Genomic DNA, 20,855 nt, shown 5'->3' with positions numbered 1-20,855 from the left:
CCGCCGGCCAGCACCAGCGCGGCCGGCTGGCCCTGGCACTGCTCGGCGAGGCGCTCGGCGGCCCGGGGGTCGACGGTGATGCGCACCGAGCCGGTGAACCGGGACAGCAGTTCCACCCCGGACTTGGTGTCGAGGCCGCCGAGGGTGCAGGGGCGGACGTCGGCGATGCCGGTGAGCGGTCCTGAGGAGACGGCGACGGCCAGGCAGTCGGGGTTGTCCGGAAGCAGGGCGTCGACCTGCTCGGCGTCGGCGGCGTCGTCGAGCAGCAGCACCGCGCGGCGCTCGGCGAGGGCGGTGCGCAGCGCCTCGGCGAGCTCGTCCTCGGGGGCGCCGGCGGGTGCGGGCTCGCCGAGCGCGTCGAGCAGGTCGCGGGCGGCGCGTCCGACGGGCACGGGCGTGCCGTCGGGCTCGCCGAGCCGGGTGCGGAGGACCCCGTCGGGGTAGTCGCCGGCGACCTGGCGGACCAGTTCCTCGGCGAGGGCGGAGCGGCCGGATCCGGGCCGGCCGGCGATGAGCAGCACGCGTGCGCGGGGGGCCTTGCGGCCGGAGAGGGTGTCGAGTCCGGCGCGCTCGATGTCGGCGCGCAGTTCCTTCAACTCCCGGGTGCGGCCCAGGAATCGACCGTCCGGGTGGGCGTCCTGAGGGAGCCGCACGCCGTTCGGGTCCACCACCTGATCCGTCACGGGCCACACTCCCGTCCCACCGCACGCGCAAGCCCGCCGGGTCTTCGGTACGGGCGTTTTCCAGAGCCTAGTTCACGCTCTGCGACGTTCCGTGAGGAGCGCGGCGCGGTGGGCGAGACTCGCTCGATCGGATCAACAGATCGTAGGATTCACGCCCGCCGTACGGCGTCACGCCTCGAACGGCCGGGCCGGCCAGGGCGCCTCCGCCGGGCGCAGCGCGTCCAGACCGTCGCCGGAGCGGGCGGCGACCAGCGAAAGCACGCCCACCACCAGGCAGTTGTTGTGCAGATCACCGCCGAGCACCCCGCGCACCAGCTCGTCGACGGGGACCCGGGCCAGCTCCATGTCGGCCTCCTCGTCCTCCACCGCGAACCGGTCGCCCTCGGCCTCGGACAGCCCCCGGGCCAGGAAGATCCGCACGGCCTCGTCGCAGCCGCCGGGCGTGGTGTAGACGTCGGCCAGTACCCGCCAGTCCTCCGCCTTGACGTGCGCCTCCTCGTACAGCTCGCGCTGGGCGGCGTGCAGCGGGTTCTCGCCGGGCACGTCCAGCAGGCCGGCGGGGATCTCCCACAGCTTCTGGCGCACCGGGTGCCGGTACTGGCGCAGCACCACGGCCCGGTCCGCGTCGTCGAGGGCGAGGACGGCCACGGACCCCGGGTGGACCTGGTAGTCGCGGTGGACCACGGCGCCCCCGGGCATGACGACCTCGTCGGTGCGCACGGAGGTCTTCTTGCCGACGAAGGGGGTCTGCGTCCCGCGGATCTCCCACTCCTCGGGGGTGTCCTTGATCGTCATGCCTGTCCTTCCGAACCGATGCGGCGGTACCCGGCCGGCCCGCGAAAAGGCAGCCGGGGCGCGAACCGTTGAAGGTTCACACCCCGGCAACCGTACAACTGGGCGTGCTACTGCGAGATCTTCCGCTCGACCGCGGCCTTCACCAGCCCGGCGAAGAGCGGGTGCGGACGGGTCGGACGCGACCGCAGCTCCGGGTGCGCCTGGGTGGCGACCAGGTAGGGGTGCGTGTCACGCGGGTACTCCACGTACTCGACGAGCTTGCCGTCGGGCGAGGTGCCGGAAAACACCAGGCCCGTCTTCTCCAGCTCCGCGCGGTAGGCGTTGTTCACCTCGTAGCGGTGCCGGTGACGCTCCTCGACGTACTCCTTGCCGTCGTAGACCTCGCGGACGATGGAGCCCTCGGCCAGCTTGGCCGGGTACATGCCGAGCCGCATGGTGCCGCCCATGTCGCCCTCGCCGGCGACGATGTCGAGCTGCTCCGCCATGGTGGAGATCACCGGGTGGGCGGTGGCCGGGTCGAACTCGGTGGAGTTGGCGTCGGAGATGTCCGCCAGGTTGCGCGCGGCCTCGATCACGATGCACTGCAGGCCCAGGCAGAGGCCGAGCAGCGGGATCCTGTTCTCCCGGGCGTACTTGATCGCGCCGACCTTGCCGAGCACACCGCGGTCGCCGAAGCCGCCGGGGATGCAGATGCCGTCGACGTCGGCGAGCTGCGCCTCGGCGCCGGCCGGCGTCTTGCAGTCGTCGGACGTGACCCACTTGATCTTCACGCGGGCCTTGTTGGCGAAACCGCCGGCGCGCAGCGCCTCGGTCACCGACAGGTAGGCGTCCGGCAGGTCGATGTACTTGCCGACCAGGGCCAGGGTGATCTCGTGGTCGGGGTTGTGCACCCGGTCCAGCAGGTCGTCCCAGGTGGTCCAGTCGACGTCGCGGAACGGCAGGTCCAGCTTGCGGACCACGTAGGCGTCCAGGCCCTCGCCGTGCACGGTCTTCGGGATGTCGTAGATCGAGCGGGCGTCGGGGCAGGCGACCACGGCGGCCTCGTCGACGTCGCACATCAGCGAGATCTTCCGCTTGATGGCGGTGGGCACCTCGCGGTCGCAGCGCAGCACGATCGCGTCGGGCTGGATGCCGATGTTGCGCAGCGCCGCCACCGAGTGCTGGGTCGGCTTGGTCTTCAGCTCGCCGGACGGGCCGATGTAGGGAAGGAGAGAGATGTGGACCACGAACACGTTGTCCCGGCCGACCTCGTGCCGCACCTGGCGGACGGTCTCCAGGAACGGCAGCGACTCGATGTCGCCGACCGTGCCGCCGACCTCCGTGATCACGACGTCGACCTCGTCGGTCGCCATGCGCCGGATGCGGTGCTTGATCTCGTTGGTGATGTGCGGGATGACCTGGACGGTGTCGCCCAGGTACTCACCGCGCCGCTCCTTGGCGATCACCGTGGAGTAGACCTGGCCCGTGGTGACGTTGGCGGAGCCGTCGAGGTCGCGGTCCAGGAAGCGCTCGTAGTGGCCGATGTCCAGGTCGGTCTCGGCGCCGTCGTTGGTGACGAACACCTCACCGTGCTGGAAGGGGTTCATCGTGCCCGGGTCGACGTTGAGGTACGGGTCGAGCTTCTGCATCACGACGCGCAGGCCGCGGGCCTTGAGCAGCATGCCGAGGCTGGAGGCGGTCAGGCCCTTGCCGAGAGAGGAGGCGACACCCCCGGTGACGAAGATGTGCTTGGTCGTCGAAGCTGTGCTGTTTCGGAAAGCAGCGGGCGGCATGGCCAAGAGGGGGCTCCCGTGGTCGCGGTCTGTGGGTGCGGTTCCGGGGTTTCTCGCCCACCGGTCCACGGGCTACCAGCGTATCAGCGCCGCGGGAGGATGGCTCACGGCCACGCTCCGCGCACAAGAGGCCACGCAGCATGTATCACACACGAGACCCTCACCCGGGGCTCACTCGTTCGGCGGACCCGCGTTGCCGCGAGCGGCACACAGATCATCTACGTGCGTCGTATCCTGCTCGGACACTCGCTGCCGAGCCCGGCCGGCCGAACGGCACCACCCCCGCCCGTAAGTTCCGGAACAACGTGAGCTCGTCAGTTCGTTGAGCGAAGATTGGCGCTTTGCATGCACCGCTGAGCGACTGCTTTGCTTCACAGCTCAACGACGCATTGCAACACCCCCCTTGACCGCACTAGCGACAGCCCCCTCGTGGGGTGACGTGGCCGTTCGACTGGAGATGCACGTGGCCGGGCGCATCGAAGACTACGCACTCATCGGAGACATGCAGACCGCAGCGCTGGTCTGCCGGGACGGCACGGTCGACTGGCTGTGCCTGCCGCGCTTCGACTCGCACGCCATCTTCGCCGGGCTGCTGGGAACCGAGGAACACGGCTTCTGGCGGCTGGGTCCCGCGCACGCCGACGACGCGGAACCGCCCGCGGCGACCCGGCGGCACTACCGGGGCGACTCCCTGATCCTGGAATCCGAGTGGGACACCCCCCGCGGCACGGTCCGCGTGACGGATTTCATGCCCCCGCGCGACGGCGCCCCGCAGCTCATCCGCATCGTGGAGGGCGTGTCGGGCCGGGTCCCCATGCGCTCGGCCCTGCGCATGCGCTTCTCCTACGGCCGGGTGGTGCCGTGGGTGCACCGGCACGAGGGCCGTACCGTCGCCGTGGCCGGCCCGGACTCGGTGTGGTTCGACACCACCGCCGAGACCTACGGCGAGGAACTGACCACGTACTCGGACTTCACGATCGCGCCCGGCGACCGTGTGGCGTTCACCATCTCCTGGGAGCCGTCGCACAAGCAGCCCCCGGCGCTGCCCGAGCCCGAGCAGTCCCTGGAGGCCACCGAGGATTTCTGGCGCGAGTGGGTCGAGCACTGTACGTACCACGGCCCCTACCGTGAGGCCGTGATCCGCTCCCTGATCACGCTGAAGGCCCTCACCTACGCCCCGACCGGAGGGATCGTCGCCGCGCCCACCACCTCGCTGCCCGAGGACATCGGCGGCGTCCGCAACTGGGACTACCGCTACACCTGGCTGCGGGACGCGGCGATCACCCTGTCCTCGCTGCTGCGCACCGGCTACCGCGAGGAGGCCCGCGCCTGGCGCGAGTGGCTGCTGCGCGCGGTGGCCGGCGACCCGGAGAACCTGCAGATCATGTACGGCATCGCCGGCGAGCGCGAGCTCGGCGAGGCGGAGCTGGACTGGCTGCCCGGCTACGAGGCCTCCGCCCCCGTCCGGGTCGGCAACGGCGCGGCCCACCAGCTCCAGCTCGACGTGTACGGGGAGGTCACCGAGGCACTGCACCTGGCCCACATGACGGGCCTCGCGCGCAACGACTACGCCTCGCTGCTCCAGCTGAAGCTGATCAGCTACCTGGAGAAGCACTGGCAGGAGCCCGACGAGGGCATCTGGGAGGTGCGCGGCCCGCGCCGCCACTTCGTGCACTCCAAGGTGATGGCCTGGGTCGCCGTCGACCGCACCATCAAGCTGATCGAGTCCGGCGACGCCGACGGCCCGCTGGAGCGCTGGAAGGAACTGCGCGACGACATCCACCGCGAGGTCTGCGAGAAGGGCTACGACAAGGAGCGCAACACCTTCACCCAGTCCTACGGCTCCAAGGAGCTGGACGCCTCCCTGCTGCTGATCCCGCAGGTGGGCTTCCTGCCGCCGGACGACAAACGGGTGATCGGCACCGTCGAGGCGATCCAGCGCGAGCTGTCCACCTCCGACGGGTTCATCCTGCGCTACCCGACCGAGGGCAAGGAGGAGGGCGTCGACGGCCTGCCCGGCGACGAGGGCGCGTTCCTCGCCTGCTCGTTCTGGATGGCCGACGACCTGGCGATGATCGGCCGCGTGGACGAGGCGCGGAAGCTGTTCGAGAAGCTGCTGTCGCTGCGCAACGACCTCGGGCTGCTGGCGGAGGAGTGGGACCCGCGCCTCCAGCGCCAGGTGGGCAACTTCCCGCAGGCCTTCAGCCACGTGCCGCTCATCGACACGGCCCTGCGCCTGACGGCGTCCGGGGCGTACGCGGGCTGACCGCGCCGCCGTCGCTTCGGCCCCCGTCCCCGGCCGGTCCGGGGGCGGGGGTCCGTCCGTGCGGGCCGGGCGCGCGTCGGGGACGCGCCCCCGGGTACCGTCCGCTGCATGAGCACCGCTGGCACTCCCCCGCCCACAGGCATCACCGTGCAGCGCGCCCTGGAGCTGCCCGGGCTGCGCGGCGGCCTTCCCGAGGTCGTCGCCTGCGCGGAGCGGCTGGGGCGGACGGTGCGCTGGGTGCACGCGGGCGAGGTGCCCCACATCGCCTCCTTGCTCAAGGGCGGCGAACTGCTGCTGACCACCGGCTACGGGCTGGGCACGCGCCCGGCCGACCAGCGGGCGTTCGTGCGCACGCTCGCCGAGCGGGGCATCGCGGCCCTGGTGGTCGAGCTGGGCCCGCGCTTCACGCGGCTGCCCGCCGCCCTGGTCGACGCGGCCCGCTCCGCCGGGCTGCCGCTGGTGCAGCTCCACCGCGAGGTGCCGTTCGTCGCGGTCACCGAGGAGATCCACACCGAGATCGTCAACGGGCACTACGCGCTGCTCCAGCGCGCCGAGGAGGTGCACCGGCGCTGCACCGAGGCGCTGCTCGGCGGCGGGGGCGTGCCGCAGGTCCTGGAGATCCTCGCCGGGTTCACCGGCAACCCGGTGTTCCTGGAGACCACCGACGGGCGGCTGCTGTACGCGGCCGGCGAGGGGCCTGAGGGCGCGGAGCCGCTCCAGGTGTGGGAGGGGCTGCGGGAGCGGCAGCGCGACGACCCGCCGACCGGCACGGTCCTCGTGGACGTGCCGGGCGGGGGCCCCGGCAGCGGCGGCGTCCGGGCGCGGCTGGTGCTGCTGCCGGTGCGCAGCGCCCCTCAGCCGGTGCACCGGATGGCGGCGGAGCGGGCGGCGGGCGTCCTCGCCCTGGTGCTGATGCAGGCACGTCAGGAGGAGGAGCTGGCGGCCCGGGGCCGCGGCGACTTCCTCACCGACCTCGCCGAGGGCCGCGTCGGCGCGGAGGACGCGCCCGCGCAGGCCAGGGTGCTGGGCTTCAAGCCGGGCCCGGGGCCGCTGCTGCCGGTGGTCATGCGGCTCGGCGACACGCTGTCCCCGCAGGGCGGCGGCTGGGCGGTGCTGGCCCGCGCGGTGGGCGAGGAGCTGTCCTCGCTCGGCGTGCCGGTGCTGCTGGGCGTGCGGCCGGTCGAGGGGCGGGTGCCGCTGCTGCTCGCGCTGCGCGCGGAGAAGGACCGGCCGTCCGTCGCGGACCGGGTGGCCGCCGCGCTGCGCGCCGGGGTGGAGCGCGCGGGCATGCTGCGGCCGGGCGGGCGGCCGCCCGTGGTGGTGGTCGGGCCGGCCGGCGGCTGGGCGGCGGTGCCGACGGGGCTGCGGCACGCGGTGGAGACGGCGACGGCGGCGCAGGGCCTGCCCGAGCGGCCCTGGTACGACGCGCGGCGGCTGGACATCGACCTGCTGCTGTGGCGGCTGCGCGACCATCCGGACCTGGCGGACTTCGTGGACCGGGCGATCGGCCCGGTCCTGGCCCACGACCGCCGCTCGCGGCCCGTCCTGCTGCCGACCCTGGAGACCTATCTGGCACACGCCGGACGCAAGGCGGAGACGGCGCGGGAACTCCACCTGAACCGTCAGACGCTCTACAACCGCCTCGCGCGCATCGGGGAGTTGCTGGGCACCGACCTCGACGACCCGCAGACGGTCCTGACGCTCAGTCTGGCCCTGCGGGCCAGGCGGCACGTGCCGTGAGCGCGGCCGCAAGCGGCCAGCTGCCGGCCGGGTGATGGCCGACAGCCGGCCGCGGGCTGCGGTCAAGCGGCCTCATGCTGCCGGGTGCCGGCCGCGTGCCGGCGCCGCAGGTCCCGTGCCCTCGGCCGCTGGCCGCGTGCTGACGGCCATCGGCTGTCGGCTGTCGGCTGTCGGCTGTCGGCCACATGCCTCCCGACCGCTGGCCTCTGCCGTCGCCTGTCGGCCGTACGTTGACGGCCGCCGCGCCCGCGCTGACGGCTGCCGGCCTCGTGCTGTCGGCCCCGTGCCGCCCGGCCGCTGGCCTTTACCCTCGCCTCTCGGCCGCATGCTGACGGCCGCCGCGCCCGCGCTGACGACAACTGACCTCGTGCCGTCGGCCGCCGGCCTCGTGCTCACGGCCGCCGGTCCCCTACCGCCCGGCCGTCGGCCCCGTGCCGTCGGCCAGCGTGCTCAGGTCAGTGGCCGGGGCTGGGTCAGCTCGTCGTAGACGGCGAGCACCTGGGCGACCGTCTGGTCCTCGGTCGGCCAGGTTGCCGCCTGGCGTACGCCTCGCCGCACGAGCGACTCCCGGTGCTCCGGGTCCGTGAGGAGGCGGGTCACGGCGTCGGCGAGTGCCCGGGCGTTGCCCTGGGGCACGAGTTCCGCGGCGTCGCCGACGAGTTCGGGGAGGGAGCCCACCCGGGAGGCGACGAGCGGCACGCGCGCGTGCAGCGCCTCCTGGGCGAACGTCGACCGCGCGTCCTCGCTGCGGCAGGGCAGCACCGCCACGTCGGCCGCGGCGAGCAGGTCGGAGGCGTCCTCCCGCCGACCGAGCAGCCGCACCGGCAGGTCCCGCGTCTCGACGGCGCGCCGCAGTTCGCCGTGGAGCGGCCCCTCCCCCGCGATGACCACCAGCGGTGCCGGGTCGAGGCGCTGCCAGGCGTGCGCGGCGTCCACCAGCACGTCATGGCCCCGGTGCCGCTCCAGGGAGCCGACGGCGACGATCAACGGGCGGTCCACGGCGCCGAGTTCGGCGCGCACCTTGGGCCGGCGCCGCTCCGCCTCCTCCGACGCCGGCGCGCTGCGCGGGCCGGGCAGGGAGACCGCGGCCAGCCGGGCGTCCCGCGCCCCGCTGCGGCGCGCCCGGTCCACCAGAGCGGAGGTGGTGCCCAGCACCACGGTGGCCGCCCGCACGACCCGCCGCTCCAGCACGCGCAGGAAGTGCGCGCGGGGGCCCTCGGCGTACGCCCGGTCGTGCCAGGTGACGACGAACGGGGTGCCGCGCCCGCCGAGCGCCAGGGACGTGCGGAACGAGGCGTGCAGTCCGTGCGCGTGCACCAGGTCGGCGCCCGAGCAGGCGGCGCGCAGCGCGGCCACCGAAGCCGGGTCGCTGCTGCGCGGCACGTGCACGAGCTCCGCGCCGACGCCGGTGAAGCCGTAGGCGCCGTCCGCCTCCTCGGGGGCGCACACCGTCACCCGCACGCCCCGTGCCACGAGCCCGGCGGCCAGCGAGCGTACGTGCGCGCCGCCTGCGGCGTTGCCGCCGCCCAGCACCTGCACGGTGCGCAGCGGCGGCCGGCCGTGCGGTGCGTGGCTGCTCACGGGGGTCACGTGGCCGGGCTCCTGGTTCGGGTCGGACGGTCACCACGAACGTACCGAAGGTTCGCGCGGAGGGGTGGCCCGCGCGGCGTCCTCCGCGTACACCGTCAAGCATGCCAGCACGCATGGCAGTTCCGGGAAACGCGCGGGCGTACGCCGGGGGTCCACACGGGACGTCACATCACCCGTAAGGATGACGGATGGTCCCCGTCCGGCAGGGTCAGGCGTCCGCGCGCGCCGCCGCGAGCAGCTCCTCCGCGTGCGCCCGCGCCGTCTCGGAGTCCTCCTGGCCGGCCAGCATCCGCGACAACTCCCGTACGCGGTCCTCGCCTTCGAGCACCTTCACGCCGGACCGGGTGACCGAGCCGTCGTTGGTCTTCTCCACCAGCAGCTGCCGGTCGGCGAACGCGGCCACCTGCGGCAGGTGCGTGACGACCACGACCTGCGCCTTCTTCGCGAGCCGTGCCAGCCGCCGCCCGATCTCCACCGCCGCCTTGCCGCCGACGCCCGCGTCCACCTCGTCGAAGAGGTACGTCGGCACCGGGTCGGTCCCCGCGAAGACGACCTCCACGGCCAGCATCACGCGCGACAGCTCACCGCCCGAGGCGCCCTTGGCGATCGGCCGGGGCGGCGCCCCAGGGTGCGGGGCCAGCAGCAGCTCGACCTCGTCCACGCCGGACGGCCCGTACGCGACCGTGCGCCCGTTCACCTCGACACCGTCGGGGTCCTCGGTCTGCCGGATCTCGAACGACACGCGCGCGTGCGGCATCGCGAGCGACGCCAGCTCCTCCGTCACGGCCGCCGCGAACCGCTCCGCCGCCTCCGCCCGCGCCTGGGACAACTCCTCCGCCAACGCGCCCAGTTCGACACGCAGCGCGTCACGCTCGGCGGTCAGCTCACCGATCCGCTCGTCGTCGCCCTCCAGTTCGGTGAGACGCGCGGCGCTCCGCTCCGCCCACGCCAGCACCGCGGCGACGTCCTCGCCGTACTTGCGGGTCAGCGCGGTCAGCGCCGCCCGGCGCTCCTCGACCGCCGCCAGCCGCAGCGGGTCGGCGTCCAGGTCGTCTGCGTACCCGGCCAGCTCGCCCGCGACGTCCCGCAGCAGGATGCCGATCTCGCCGATCCGGTCGGTCAGCGCGGCCAGCGCCGGGTCGTGCGCCCGCACGGCCTCCAGCGCGCGCTGGGCGCCCGCGACGAGCGTCCCCGCGTCCACCCCCTCGGGGTCCTCCGGGTTGCCCGCCAGCGCGGCGTGCGCGACCGCGGCGGCCGACGCCAGCGCCTCGGCGTGCCCGAGCCGCTCCGCCTCCTCCGCCAGTTCCGTGTCCTCGCCGGCGCGCGGCTCGACGGCGGCGATCTCCTCGAGACCGAAGCGCAGCAGGTCGGCCTCCTGGGCCCGCTCCCGCGCACGGGTGGTGATCTCCTCCAGCTCCACGGCGACGGCCCGCAGCCGCTTGTACGCTTCCGCGTACTTGCCGAGCGGCACGGCGACCGCGTACCCGGCGTACCGGTCGAGCGCCTGGCGCTGCCGGGACAGCTTCAGCAGGCCCTGCTGGTCGCTCTGCCCGTGCACGGCCACCAGGTCGTCGGCGAGTTCCGCGAGCAGCCCCACGGGCACGCTGCGCCCGCCCAGGTGGGCGCGGGAGCGTCCCTCGGCCGAGACGGTACGGCTGACCAGCAGCGTCCCCTCGTCGAGCTCGGCCCCGGCCTCCTCGGCGCGCACCACGGCCGGCGAGCCCTCGGGCACGGCGATCCGCCCCTCGACGACGGCGTTGCGCGCGCCGATGCGCACCAGGGCCGCGTCCGCGCGCCCGCCGAGCAGCAGGCCCAGGCTGGTGACCACCATGGTCTTGCCCGCACCCGTCTCACCGGTGACGGCGGTGAAGCCGGGCGACAGCTCCACCACAGCGTCGTCGATGACACCGAGCGACCGTATCCGCATCTCTTCAAGCACGGACACGACCATACGAGGTCGGCGCGGAGAAGTGCGACCGCCCCGCCCCTGTCACCCACGTGAGTGGACGCCCCCGGGGGCTACTGTGGAGCCCCCCGCCACCCCGACACGGGCAACGCGAACTTCGCCACCAGCCGGTCGGTGAACGAAGCGTGATGCAGCCGGGCCAGCCTGACCGGCACGGCCCCCCTCCGCACCTCCACCCGGGCCCCCGCCGGCAGCTCGACGGTCCGCCGCCCGTCGCACCACAGCACCCCCGGCGGCACGTGCGGCAGCACCTCCACCGCCAGAACGGAGTTCGGAGACGTCACCAGCGGCTTCGCGAACAACGCGTGCGCGCTGATCGGCACCATCAGCAGCGCCTCGACCTCCGGCCACACCACGGGCCCGCCCGCGGAGAACGCGTACGCGGTGGACCCGGTCGGCGTGGCGCACACGATGCCGTCGCAGCCGAACCCGGTCACCGGCCGGCCGTCGATCTCCAGGACGACCTCCAGCATCCGCTCGGCGGACACCTTCTGCACGGCCGCCTCGTTGAGCGCCCAGTCGGTGTGCACGATGTCGCCGTTGCGGTGCACGACGACGTCGACGGTCATCCGCTCCTCGACCTCGTACGCCCGGCTCACCACCCGGTCGACGACCTTCTCCAGGTCGTCCCGCTCGGCCTCGGCGAGGAATCCCACGCTGCCGAGGTTGACGCCGAGCATCGGCACCCCGGAGGCGCGGGCGAACTCGGCGCCGCGCAGCAGCGTGCCGTCACCGCCGAGGACGATCAGCAGCTCGCAGTCGTCCAGGCACTGCGGGGTGGCCTCCTTGACCGTCTCCACGTCGTCCGGGAGCGGCAGGTCGCGGGCCTCCTCCTCCAGCACCCGCACCCCGAGGCCGGAGCGCAGCAGGCCCTTGACCACGAGCTCGGCGCTGCGGATGGCCGCGGCCCGCCCGGTGTGGGCCAGCAGGAAAACAGTACGAGCACGGTTCTGTGTCAACGCGGCCCCTCCGCCACAGCACGGTCAACGTCGGCCGGGTCCAGTTCCGGTGCCCCGGCCCGCAGCCACAGGAAGTATTCGACATTCCCGGAGGGTCCGGGCAGCGGACTCGCGGTCACGCCCCGCGCCCCGAGCCCCAGCTCCCAGGCCTTGGCGGCCACCCCCCGGACGGCCTCGGCGCGCAGCTGCGGGCTGCGGACGACCCCGCCGCTGCCCAGCCGCTCCTTGCCCACCTCGAACTGCGGTTTCACCATCATCACCAGATCGGCGTCCGGCGTCACGCACCGCTTCAGAGCGGGCAGCACCAGTCCGAGCGGGATGAACGACAGATCCCCCACGACAAGATCCACTGGCTCCCCATCGATGACCTCGAGCGTCAACTCCCGTACGTTCGTACGGTCCTTGACGGTCACGCGTTCATCTTGCCGAAGAGACCACGCGAGTTGTCCGTATCCGACGTCCACCGCGACCACGTGCGCGGCGCCCGCCCGCAGCAGCACATCGGTGAAACCGCCGGTGGAGGCGCCGGCGTCGAGCGCGCGGCGGCCCTTGACGACGAGACCGCGCGGCACGAAGGCGTCCAGCGCCCCGGCCAGTTTGTGACCCCCGCGCGAGACGTAGTCGGGGTCGCCGGCGTCCTCGGCGACCACGATCGCGGCCGCGGTCTCCACCTGGGTGGCGGGCTTGGTCGCCACCGTCCTGCCCACGCTGACCCGCCCGGCGGCGATCAGCTGGCTGGCGTGCTCCCGCGAGCGCGCCAGCTTGCGGCGGACCAGCTCCGCGTCGAGACGGCGGCGTGCGACTCCTGCCACGTTCGGTTCAGCTCCTGTGTCCTTGTGCCGGCCGGGGGCCCCGGGCGGGTGTCGAGCGCGGTGAGCGCGTCGCGCAGCCCCCGGTGTACATCCTCGTACACCTCGAGGTGGCCGTCGGTGGTGAGGTGGTCGGCGTCGGCCAGCCGCTCCACGTGGGCGTCGACCTCGGCGTTCCCGGTCGGGGTGCGCGGCACGCCCAGGGGCGCGGGTCCGGCGGGCCCGTCCTGCGGGGCGCCGGTGTCCGCCGCCGTGTCCGGCTCCCTGTCCGCCGCCTGCGGCACTGCGTCGTTCATGCCCCGACGCTACCGCGAACGGCTGGGGTACCGTCGTGCGCGATGGCCACGATCGAGGAGTGCCGTGCGGCACTCGACAAGCTTTCGGACAGCATGGGGCGCGCCGAGGGCGACGTCCGTGCGGCGGCGTCCATGGAGCGGTCGGTCAGCTGCCACGTCACGGACCTGGACGTGACCTTCGCCGGCCGGCTCACCGGCGGCCGGATCGACGTGCGGGACACCTTCCCCGGACCGCCGCGCGAGAAGGCGCAGATCCGGCTGTCCATGACGGGCGACGACCTGGTGGCCCTGGTCGACGGGGAGCTGCACTTCGCCCGGGCCTGGGCCTCGGGGCGGGTACGGCTCGAGGCGGGCCTGCGCGACCTGTTCCAGCTGCGGAAGCTCCTGTAGCGCCTCGGACCCCTGTCGGCCTCAGACCGTCGACGCCTCCGCCCTGCCGGCCTCCGCCTTCGCTCGGGACGCCCGCGCGGCCGGCACCACCAGCGGGGTGCCCGTCTCGGGGTCGTCGATGACCTGGCAGCGCAGCCCGAACACCTCCTCCACCAGCTCGGCGGTGACGATGTCCTTCGGCGCGCCCTGGGCGACGACCCGGCCCTCGCGCAGGGCGACGAGGTGGGTGGCGTACCGGGCGGCGTGGTTGAGGTCGTGCAGCACGGCGACGAGGGTGCGGCCCTGCTCCTCGTGCAGGTCGGCGCACAGGTCGAGCACGTCGATCTGGTGCTGGATGTCCAGGTAGGTGGTCGGCTCGTCGAGCAGCAGCAGCGGCGTCTCCTGGGCCAGTGCCATGGCGATCCACACGCGCTGCCGCTGCCCTCCGGAGAGCTCGTCGACGTACCGTTCGGCGAGGCCGGCGACACCGGTGCGGGCCATGGACTCCTGGACGACCCGCTCGTCCTCGGCCGACCACTGGCGCAGCAGGCTCTGGTGCGGGTAACGGCCGCGCGCGACCAGGTCGCCGACGGTGATGCCGTCCGGCGCGATGGACGACTGGGGCAGCAGGCCGAGGGTGCGGGCGACCTTCTTGGCGGGCAGGGAGTGGATGGCCTGCCCGTCCAGCAGCACCCGGCCCTCGGTGGGCTTCAGCATGCGGGACAGGGCGCGCAGCAGGGTGGACTTGCCGCAGGCGTTGGGGCCGACGACGACGGTGAAGGAGTGGTCCGGTATCTCCACCGACAGCTGTTCGGCGATGACCCGCTGGTCGTAGGCCAGAGTGACGTTCTCGGCGGACAGGCGGTTCACGGTGCTCCTTCGGGTGTTCTTCATCTCGGCGCCGCTCATATCCGGCCCGCCCTGCGCTCGGTGACCAGCAGCCACAGCAGGTAGAGGCCGCCGAGCACGCCGGTGACCACGCCCACGGGCAGCTGCTCGGCGCCGAACGCCCGCTGCGAGAGGACGTCGGCGAGGACCAGCAGGGCGGCGCCCATGCACATCGAGGCGACCAGGTTCGGTCCGGGCGCACGGGTAAGGCGCCGGGCGAGCTGCGGCGCGGTGAGCGCGACGAAGCTGACCGGTCCCGCGGCGGCGGTCGCGGACGCGGTGAGCAGCACGGCGCACAGCATCAGCACCAGCCGCAGCCGCTCGACGCGCACGCCGAGGGCGTTGGAGACGTCGTCGCCCATCTCCGTCATGTGCAGGGCGCGGGAGTTGGCGAGGACGACCGGGACGAGGACGGCGCACAGCGCGAGCAGCGGCCACACCTGCTTCCAGTCACGCCCGTCGAGGGAGCCGGTCATCCACACGACCGCGCGGGCCGCGTCGACGATGTCGGACTTGGTGAGCAGATAGCCGTTGACCGCCGTGACGACCGCGGAGACGCCGATGCCGACCAGCACCAGCCGGTAGCCGTGCACGCCCCGCTTCCAGGCGAGGACGTAGATGGCGGCGCCGGTGAGCAGGCCGCCGGCGAGCGCACCGAGGGCCACCTGGTTGGCGGTGCCGGAGAACAGCACGATCACGGTGAGCGCGCCGGCCGTGGCGCCCTGGCCGAGGCCCAGGATGTCGGGGCTGCCCAGAGGGTTGCGGGAGATGGACTGGAACAGGGCGCCGCCGATCCCGAGGGAGGCGCCGACCAGCAGCCCGACCAGGACCCGCGGCAGCCGCAGTTCGGTGACGACGATCTCCTGCCCCTCGTCGCCCTGGCCGGCCAGGGTGGTCAGCACGTCGGAGGCGGACATCGGGAAGTCGCCGGTGCCGATGAGCAGCACGCTCGCGCCGAGCGCCAGCAGCATCAGCAGCACGACGACGGTGAGGGCACGCACGTCCAGCCGGACCGAGAGGCCGCCGGGGACGCGCACCGCACGGTTGGTCTTCACAGCTGGGCCGTCCTCCGCCGTCGTACGAGAAGAATGAACACCGGGCCGCCGATGATCGCCGTGACGATGCCCACCTGGAGTTCCGCAGGCCGGGCCACGACCCGGCCGATCACGTCCGCGCCGAGCAGCAGCACCGGCGACAGGACCGCCGCGTACGGCATGATCCAGCGCTGGTCGGGTCCGGTGAAGGAGCGCACCACGTGCGGCACCATCAGGCCGACGAAGACGATCGGCCCGCACGCGGCGGTCGCGGCGCCGCTCAGCATCGTCGCGACGAGCATGGACAGCGCGCGGGTGCGGTTGAGGTCGGCGCCGAGCGCCTTGGCGGTGTCGTCGCCCATGCCCATGGCGTTCAGCGGCCGGGCGAGCAGCAGCGCCAGCACACTCCCGGCGACCAGGAACGGCACCACCTGCATGACGGCCTCGTCGCTGCCGGAGGAGAGCGAGCCCACCGTCCAGAAGCGCATCCGCCCGAGGGCGGCGTCGTCGAGGATCATCACGGCCTGGAGATAGCCGTAGAGGGCGGCGCTGATCGCGGTGCCGGCGAGCACCAGCCGTACAGGGGTGGCGCCCCGGCGTCCGCCGAGGAACCACACGACCGCGCCGACGGCGGCCGCCCCGCAGAACGCGAACCACACATATCCGGACAGGGAGGTGACGCCGAAGAACGTGATGGCGGTGACGACCGCGGCGGAGGCGCCCGCGTTCAGGCCGAGCAGCCCCGGGTCGGCCAGCGGGTTACGGGTCAGCGCCTGGAGCACGGCCCCGGCGAGACCGAGGGCGGCGCCGGCGAGCAGGCCCAGCAGAGTGCGGGTCAGCCGGTCGGACACGACGGTGTCGGCGTAGGTGCCCGACGCGTCGAACAGCCCGTGCCACACCTGCCCCAAAGACAGTTCCTTCGCGCCGACCGCGATGCTCGCCAGCGCGACGAGCACCAGGACCGCGAGGGACACGAGCAGACCGGCCGCGCGTATCGCCCGGCGGCCGGGGAGCGCGGAGACGGTCTCCGCGCGCTGTTCGGGGGGACTCTCGACCAACACCCGGTTAGGTTAGCCTATCCTCCCAATGGATCAAGATCCGGTGACCCGGCGGACCGTCACAGACCCAGCCGTGCGAGCGCCTTGTCCGCGTCCAGCCCGCACGCCTCCTCGCCCGCCGCCGTCCAGGCCGCCGCGCACAGCGCCCGCAGGCCGTCCACCGGGGCGCCGTCCCCGTCCAGCTCCAGCCGCCCGGCGCCCGCCGACGCCGTCCATCCCCCGCACCGGAACCCGCCGCCCGCCTCGGCGACCTCCGGCTGACCGGACAGCAGCCCCCGCAGGTCGGCGTCCACGTACGTCGGCCGGTGCCGCGGCGGCGCCGCGAGGAGCTGCGCGCCGTCGGTCACCCCGGTGAGCACCAGCAGCGAGTCCACCCCGCCGTTGAACGCCCCCTCGATGTCCGTGTCCAGCCGGTCCCCCACCACCAGCGGCCGCTCGGCGCCCGTCCGCAGGATCGTCTCCCGGTGCATCGGCGGCAGCGGCTTGCCCGCCACCTGCGGCTCGGCGCCGGTGGCGATCCGTACGACCTCCACCGCCGCGCCGTTGCCCGGCGCGATGCCCCGGCCGCTGGGGATCGTCAGGTCGGTGTTGGACGCGAACCACGGCACCCCGCGCGCCACCGCGTAGCACGCCTCGGCGAACCGGCCCCACGCCAGCTCCGGGCCCCCGTACCCCTGCACGACCGCCACCGGGTCGTCGTCCGCCGACTCCACCGGCACCAGCCCGCGCTCGCGCAGCGCCACCCGCAGCCCCTCACCGCCCACGACGAGCACCCGGGAGCCCTGCGGCACCTGCTCGGCGATGAGCCGCGCCACCGCCTGCGCGGAGGTGATGACGTCACCGGCCTCGGCGGGTATGCCCAGCTCGGTCAGGTGCGCGGCGACGGCGTCGGGCGTGCGCAGCGCGTTGTTGGTCACGTAGGCGAGACGCATGCCGCCCTCCCGCGCCGTGGCGAGGGAGGGCACCGCGTGACCGATGGCCTCACCGCCCGCGTACACCACTCCGTCGAGGTCGAGCAGCGCCGTGTCGTACGCCTCGTTCAGGGCCTGCCCACTGCCCTCGGGCCTCGTCCTGACGCTCCGGCTCATTCCGCATCGCTCCTCGTTCGACGGCTTTCCCCCGATCATCCCTCATGGGGCCGACACCCGTACGATGCCGGGATGAACACTGCAGGTCACTCGAGCGCGACAGCGCCCCGGGGGCTGGAACTCACCCCGTTCCGCGGCCTCCGGTACGACCCCGACCGGGTCGGCAGCCTGGCCGCCGTGACATCCCCGCCCTACGACGTCGTGGTCCGCCCCGACGGCCTGCACCACCTTCAGTCCGCCGACCCCTACAACATCGTCCGCCTGATCCTGCCCGAGGCCGGCACGCCCGGGGAGCGCAACGCCCAGGCCGCCGAGACGCTCCGCCGCTGGCGCGCCGAGGGCGTCCTCACCCCCGACCCGGAACCCGGCCTGTACGTCTACGAGCAGCGCGACGGCGACGGCCTGGTGCAGCGGGGCATGATCGGCGCGCTGCGCGTCTCGGACCCCGAGGAACGGCTGGTGCTGCCGCACGAGGACGTCATGCCGCACATCGTCGCGGACCGCGCCGACCTGATGCGGGCCACCAGCGCCAACCTGGAACCGCTGCTCCTCACCTACCGGGGCGACGACGGGACGGCGGCCGGCACGGCCGAACTGATCGAGCGCACGGCCGAGCGGCCCGCGCTGCTCGCGACGACCACCGAGGACGGCGTCCACCACCGCCTGTGGTCCGTCACCGACCGCGGGGACCTGGCGGTGATCCGCGGCGAACTGTCCGCCCATCAGGCCCTGATCGCCGACGGCCACCACCGCTGGGCGACCTACCGCCGGCTGCGCGCGGAGCACCCCTCCCCCGGCCCCTGGGACCACGGCCTGGTCCTGCTGGTCGACACGGCCCGCTATCCGCTGCGGGTCCGCGCCATCCACCGCCTGCTGCACGGCCTGCCGGTCACCGAGGCCCTGAGGGCGCTGGACGGCTCGTTCCGGGTCAGCCGCCTGGACGTGCCAGTGGCGCAGGCGATGGACGCGCTGGCCGAGGCGGCGGCGCAGGGCAACGCGTTCCTGCTCGCCGGGGACGACGGCGCCTTCCACCTCGTCGACCGGCCCGACCCCGCACTGCTGGACCGCACGGTGCCCACGGACCGCCCGGCCGCCTGGCGCACCCTGGACGCGACGGTCCTGCACGCCACGCTCCTCGACCACGTCTGGCGCGTCCCCGACGACCCCGCCCACATCGCGTACATCCACGACACGGCGGCCACGGTGGACAAGGCCCGGCGCGACGGCGGTACGGCGGTGCTGATGCACCCCGTGCACGAGGATGTCGTACGTGACCTGGCCCGCCAGGGGGTGACGATGCCCCGCAAGTCGACGTCGTTCGGCCCCAAGCCGGCGTCGGGCCTGGTGTTGCGCGCCCTGGACCTCTGAGCGCCCGGGAACACGAAAAGGGGCGGACCCCGGCTGGTCGCCGGGGTCCGCCCCTTTCATGTCATGTGCGTGGTGCCGCGCGGACGTCAGTCCTTGTGGTCGCCGTCGTCCTGCGTGCCCTGTTCGTCGCGGTCGGCGGTGTCGGCGTCGTCCTGGTCCTCGTCCTCCCCGAGGGCGTCCATGAACTCCACGCCGTCCAGCTCCGCCAGCCGGTCGGACGCGTCGGTGCTGCCGTCCCGGTCGGCCTCGACGGCCTTGGCGAACCACTCACGCGCCTCGCCCTCACGGCCGGCCGCGAGCAGCGCGTCGGCGTACGCGTACCGCAGCCGCGCGGTCCACGGCTGCACGGAGTTCGACGCCAGCTCGTTGCTCTGCAGGGTGACGATGGCCGCGTCCAGCTGGCCCATGTCGCGCCGGGCGCCCGCCGCGACGAGCCGCATCTCGACCTGGCCGGCCTTGTCCAGCTTCTGCACCTCGGGGGCGCCGGCCATGTCCAGCGCCTTCTCCGGCCGTCCGAGCCCGCGCTCGCAGTCCGCCATCAGCGGCCACAGCTCCACGGTCCCGGTCATCCGGCGCGCCGCCCGGAACTCGGCCAGCGCCTCGGCGTACTTCTGCGTCGCGTATGCGGCGAACCCGGCGGCCTCCCGCACGGCGGCCACGCGCGAGGCGAGCCGCAGGGCGATACGGGAGTACGCGTAGGCGCGCTCGGGCTCCTCGTCGATGAGGCGGGCGACCATCACCAGGTTCTTGGCGACGTCCTCGGCGAGCGTCTTGGGCAGGCTCTGGAGCTCCTGCCGGACGTCCTTGTCGATCTCGTCGCCGGTGACGTCCTCGGGGATCGGCAGCCGCTTGATCGGCTCGCGGTCCCGGTCCCGCTCGTCACGGAACCGGCCGCCGCCCTGACGGTCGTCGCGCCCACGGAACCCACCGGGACGCCCGCCCCGGTCGTCCCGCCGCGGGCCCCGGCCACGGTCCCGGTCGTCGCGGCCGCGGAAGCCGCCGCGGTCGCCGCGGTCGTTACGGTCGCCCCGGTCACGGTCGTCGCGCCGGAAGCCGCCGCCGCGGGAGTCGGTACGGCTGTCGCCGCCGCGACGGAAGCCGCCGCGATCACCGCGGTTGTCGTCCCGGCGGAACCCGCCCCGGTCGCCCCGGTCACCACGGTCGCTCCGGTTGTCGTCGCGGCGAAAGCCACCACGGTCACCACGATCGTCGGAACGACCCCGGTAACCACCACGGTCCCGGTCGTCGCGCCGGTCATCACGGCGATCGTCCCGACGGTCATCCCTGCGGTCGTCACGGCGACCGTACCCGCGGTCGTCGTCGCGCCGGCCGTATCCACGGTCGTCGTCGCGCCGGAAGCCGCCGCGGTCACCGCGGTTGTCGTCCCGGCGGAACCCGCCCCGGTCGCCCCGGTCACCACGGTCGCTCCGGTTGTCGTCGCGGCGGAAGCCACCACGGTCACCACGATCGTCGGAACGACCCCGGTAACCACCACGGTCCCGGTCGTCGCGCCGGTCATCACGGCGGTCGTCCCTGCGGTCGTCACGGCCGCGGTACCCGCCGCGCTCGCCCCCGCGGTTGTCACGGCTGTCGCGGTTGTCGTCGCGCCCGCGGAAGCCGCCCCGCTCAGGCCGGCCGCCGCTGCGGTCGCGGTCGTCACGACGGTCACGGTCCCGGTCGCGGTCGTCGCGGCGGAAGGGGGGACGGTCACCGTCCCTGCGGAAGCCACGGTCGCGGTCGTTGCCGCGCCGGGGGCCGCCGCCACGCTGGCCGCCACGGCCCCCCCGGTCCGAGCGGTCACCACTGTCCCGTCGCCGCTGGTCGCGCTCCGGTCGGTCGTCGGGAGAGTTGGTGGACATCGGTGACTCCTGTCTCGGGTACTGCAAGCATAAATACAAAAAAGACCCCTGGCCCCAGCTGAACGCTGGCGACCAGGGGTCCTCCAAAGAATTGTTCGGCGGCGTCCTACTCTCCCACAGGGTCCCCCCTGCAGTACCATCGGCGCTGTAAGGCTTAGCTTCCGGGTTCGGAATGTAACCGGGCGTTTCCCCTACGCTATGACCACCGAAACCCTGATGGTTTCGAGCGAACAAGCACACTCTTCTGTTATGCGTTCTACTCAAAGCCGACAACGGTCGTTGTCTCAGAACTACCACAGTGGACGCGAGCAACTG

17 protein-coding genes and 1 rRNA gene are annotated in these 20,855 nt (G+C 73.6%); 4 read left to right on the top strand and 14 right to left on the bottom strand.

Annotation, left to right across the window (positions count from 1 at the left end; genetic code table 11):
• The 3 genes from CCN29_RS21010 to pyrG all read right to left on the bottom strand — a co-directional run.
• Positions 1-683 (bottom strand): ATP-binding protein (locus CCN29_RS21010; protein ID WP_442538437.1); only part of this gene is annotated, 683 nt, incomplete at its 3' end.
• Positions 684-851: 168 nt separating this feature from the next.
• Positions 852-1,478, bottom strand: a complete 627-nt coding sequence (locus CCN29_RS21005) for an NUDIX domain-containing protein (RefSeq protein ID WP_006132527.1) — start codon at positions 1,476-1,478, stop codon at positions 852-854.
• 107 nt (positions 1,479-1,585) lie between these two features.
• Positions 1,586-3,250, bottom strand: coding sequence for a CTP synthase (gene pyrG, locus CCN29_RS21000; RefSeq protein WP_031021716.1), 1,665 nt, complete (start codon positions 3,248-3,250; stop codon positions 1,586-1,588).
• A gap of 463 nt (positions 3,251-3,713) precedes the next feature.
• Between pyrG and CCN29_RS20995 the strand changes: the two genes are divergently transcribed.
• The gene (locus CCN29_RS20995; RefSeq protein WP_031021714.1) at positions 3,714-5,516 is read left to right on the top strand and encodes a glycoside hydrolase family 15 protein; all 1,803 of its coding nucleotides are present in this window, start codon (positions 3,714-3,716) and stop codon (positions 5,514-5,516) included.
• Positions 5,517-5,624: 108 nt separating this feature from the next.
• Positions 5,625-7,256, top strand: a complete 1,632-nt coding sequence (locus CCN29_RS20990) for a PucR family transcriptional regulator (RefSeq protein ID WP_086683687.1) — start codon at positions 5,625-5,627, stop codon at positions 7,254-7,256.
• A 450-nt stretch (positions 7,257-7,706) separates the two neighbouring features.
• On the opposite strand, the gene CCN29_RS20985 is transcribed toward CCN29_RS20990, so the two are convergent.
• The 5 genes from CCN29_RS20985 to CCN29_RS20965 all read right to left on the bottom strand — a co-directional run bounded on the left by CCN29_RS20985 (position 7,707) and on the right by CCN29_RS20965 (position 12,876).
• On the bottom strand, positions 7,707-8,846 hold the full coding sequence (locus tag CCN29_RS20985) for a glycosyltransferase family 4 protein (protein ID WP_086683684.1): 1,140 nt from the start codon (positions 8,844-8,846) through the stop codon (positions 7,707-7,709).
• Positions 8,847-9,054: 208 nt separating this feature from the next.
• Positions 9,055-10,797, bottom strand: coding sequence for a DNA repair protein RecN (gene recN, locus CCN29_RS20980; protein ID WP_006132520.1), 1,743 nt, complete (start codon positions 10,795-10,797; stop codon positions 9,055-9,057).
• A gap of 68 nt (positions 10,798-10,865) precedes the next feature.
• Positions 10,866-11,771, bottom strand: coding sequence for an NAD kinase (locus CCN29_RS20975; protein WP_006132518.1), 906 nt, complete (start codon positions 11,769-11,771; stop codon positions 10,866-10,868).
• On the bottom strand, positions 11,768-12,583 hold the full coding sequence (locus CCN29_RS20970) for a TlyA family RNA methyltransferase (RefSeq protein ID WP_006132516.1): 816 nt from the start codon (positions 12,581-12,583) through the stop codon (positions 11,768-11,770). The genes CCN29_RS20975 and CCN29_RS20970 overlap by 4 nt, the downstream gene beginning before the upstream one ends.
• Entirely contained in the window at positions 12,499-12,876 is a 378-nt protein-coding gene (locus tag CCN29_RS20965; protein ID WP_442538436.1) for a hypothetical protein, read from the bottom strand. The genes CCN29_RS20970 and CCN29_RS20965 overlap by 85 nt, the downstream gene beginning before the upstream one ends.
• A 42-nt stretch (positions 12,877-12,918) precedes the next feature.
• On the opposite strand from CCN29_RS20965, the gene CCN29_RS20960 reads away from it, so the two are divergent.
• On the top strand, positions 12,919-13,266 hold the full coding sequence (locus CCN29_RS20960; protein WP_031021706.1) for an SCP2 sterol-binding domain-containing protein: 348 nt from the start codon (positions 12,919-12,921) through the stop codon (positions 13,264-13,266).
• 21 nt (positions 13,267-13,287) lie between these two features.
• Here the strand turns inward: CCN29_RS20960 and CCN29_RS20955 are convergent, their stop codons facing one another.
• From CCN29_RS20955 to CCN29_RS20940, 4 genes are read right to left on the bottom strand one after another with little or no spacing between them, the layout of a single operon-like run.
• Positions 13,288-14,154 carry an ABC transporter ATP-binding protein gene (locus tag CCN29_RS20955; protein WP_006132512.1) on the bottom strand — a complete coding sequence of 289 codons (867 nt, stop codon included), beginning with the start codon at positions 14,152-14,154 and terminating at the stop codon, positions 13,288-13,290.
• Positions 14,151-15,188, bottom strand: coding sequence for a FecCD family ABC transporter permease (locus CCN29_RS20950; RefSeq protein WP_006132511.1), 1,038 nt, complete (start codon positions 15,186-15,188; stop codon positions 14,151-14,153). The genes CCN29_RS20955 and CCN29_RS20950 overlap by 4 nt, the downstream gene beginning before the upstream one ends.
• On the bottom strand, positions 15,185-16,228 hold the full coding sequence (locus CCN29_RS20945) for a FecCD family ABC transporter permease (RefSeq protein ID WP_031021704.1): 1,044 nt from the start codon (positions 16,226-16,228) through the stop codon (positions 15,185-15,187). Before CCN29_RS20945 ends, CCN29_RS20950 begins: the two co-directional genes overlap by 4 nt.
• 56 nt (positions 16,229-16,284) lie before the next feature.
• Positions 16,285-17,313 (bottom strand): HAD hydrolase-like protein, encoded by a 1,029-nt coding sequence (locus CCN29_RS20940; RefSeq protein ID WP_031063926.1) that lies wholly within the window; start codon positions 17,311-17,313, stop codon positions 16,285-16,287.
• A 72-nt stretch (positions 17,314-17,385) separates the two neighbouring features.
• On the opposite strand from CCN29_RS20940, the gene CCN29_RS20935 reads away from it, so the two are divergent.
• The gene (locus CCN29_RS20935) at positions 17,386-18,681 is read left to right on the top strand and encodes a DUF1015 family protein (protein WP_006132507.1); all 1,296 of its coding nucleotides are present in this window, start codon (positions 17,386-17,388) and stop codon (positions 18,679-18,681) included.
• An 86-nt stretch (positions 18,682-18,767) separates the two neighbouring features.
• On the opposite strand, the gene CCN29_RS36075 is transcribed toward CCN29_RS20935, so the two are convergent.
• Both CCN29_RS36075 and rrf read right to left on the bottom strand, forming a co-directional pair.
• Complete coding sequence (locus CCN29_RS36075; RefSeq protein WP_031021698.1) at positions 18,768-19,526, bottom strand: tetratricopeptide repeat protein; 759 nt, start codon at positions 19,524-19,526, stop codon at positions 18,768-18,770.
• Positions 19,527-20,633: 1,107 nt separating this feature from the next.
• A 5S ribosomal RNA gene (gene rrf, locus CCN29_RS20925) occupies positions 20,634-20,750 on the bottom strand.
• Positions 20,751-20,855 lie beyond the last annotated feature (105 nt).

The sequence above is a fragment of the Streptomyces pseudogriseolus genome (assembly GCA_002154585.1).
Taxonomy (GTDB): Bacteria; Actinomycetota; Actinomycetes; order Streptomycetales; family Streptomycetaceae; genus Streptomyces; species Streptomyces pseudogriseolus.
This window is presented reverse-complemented; position numbering and strand designations above follow the sequence as displayed.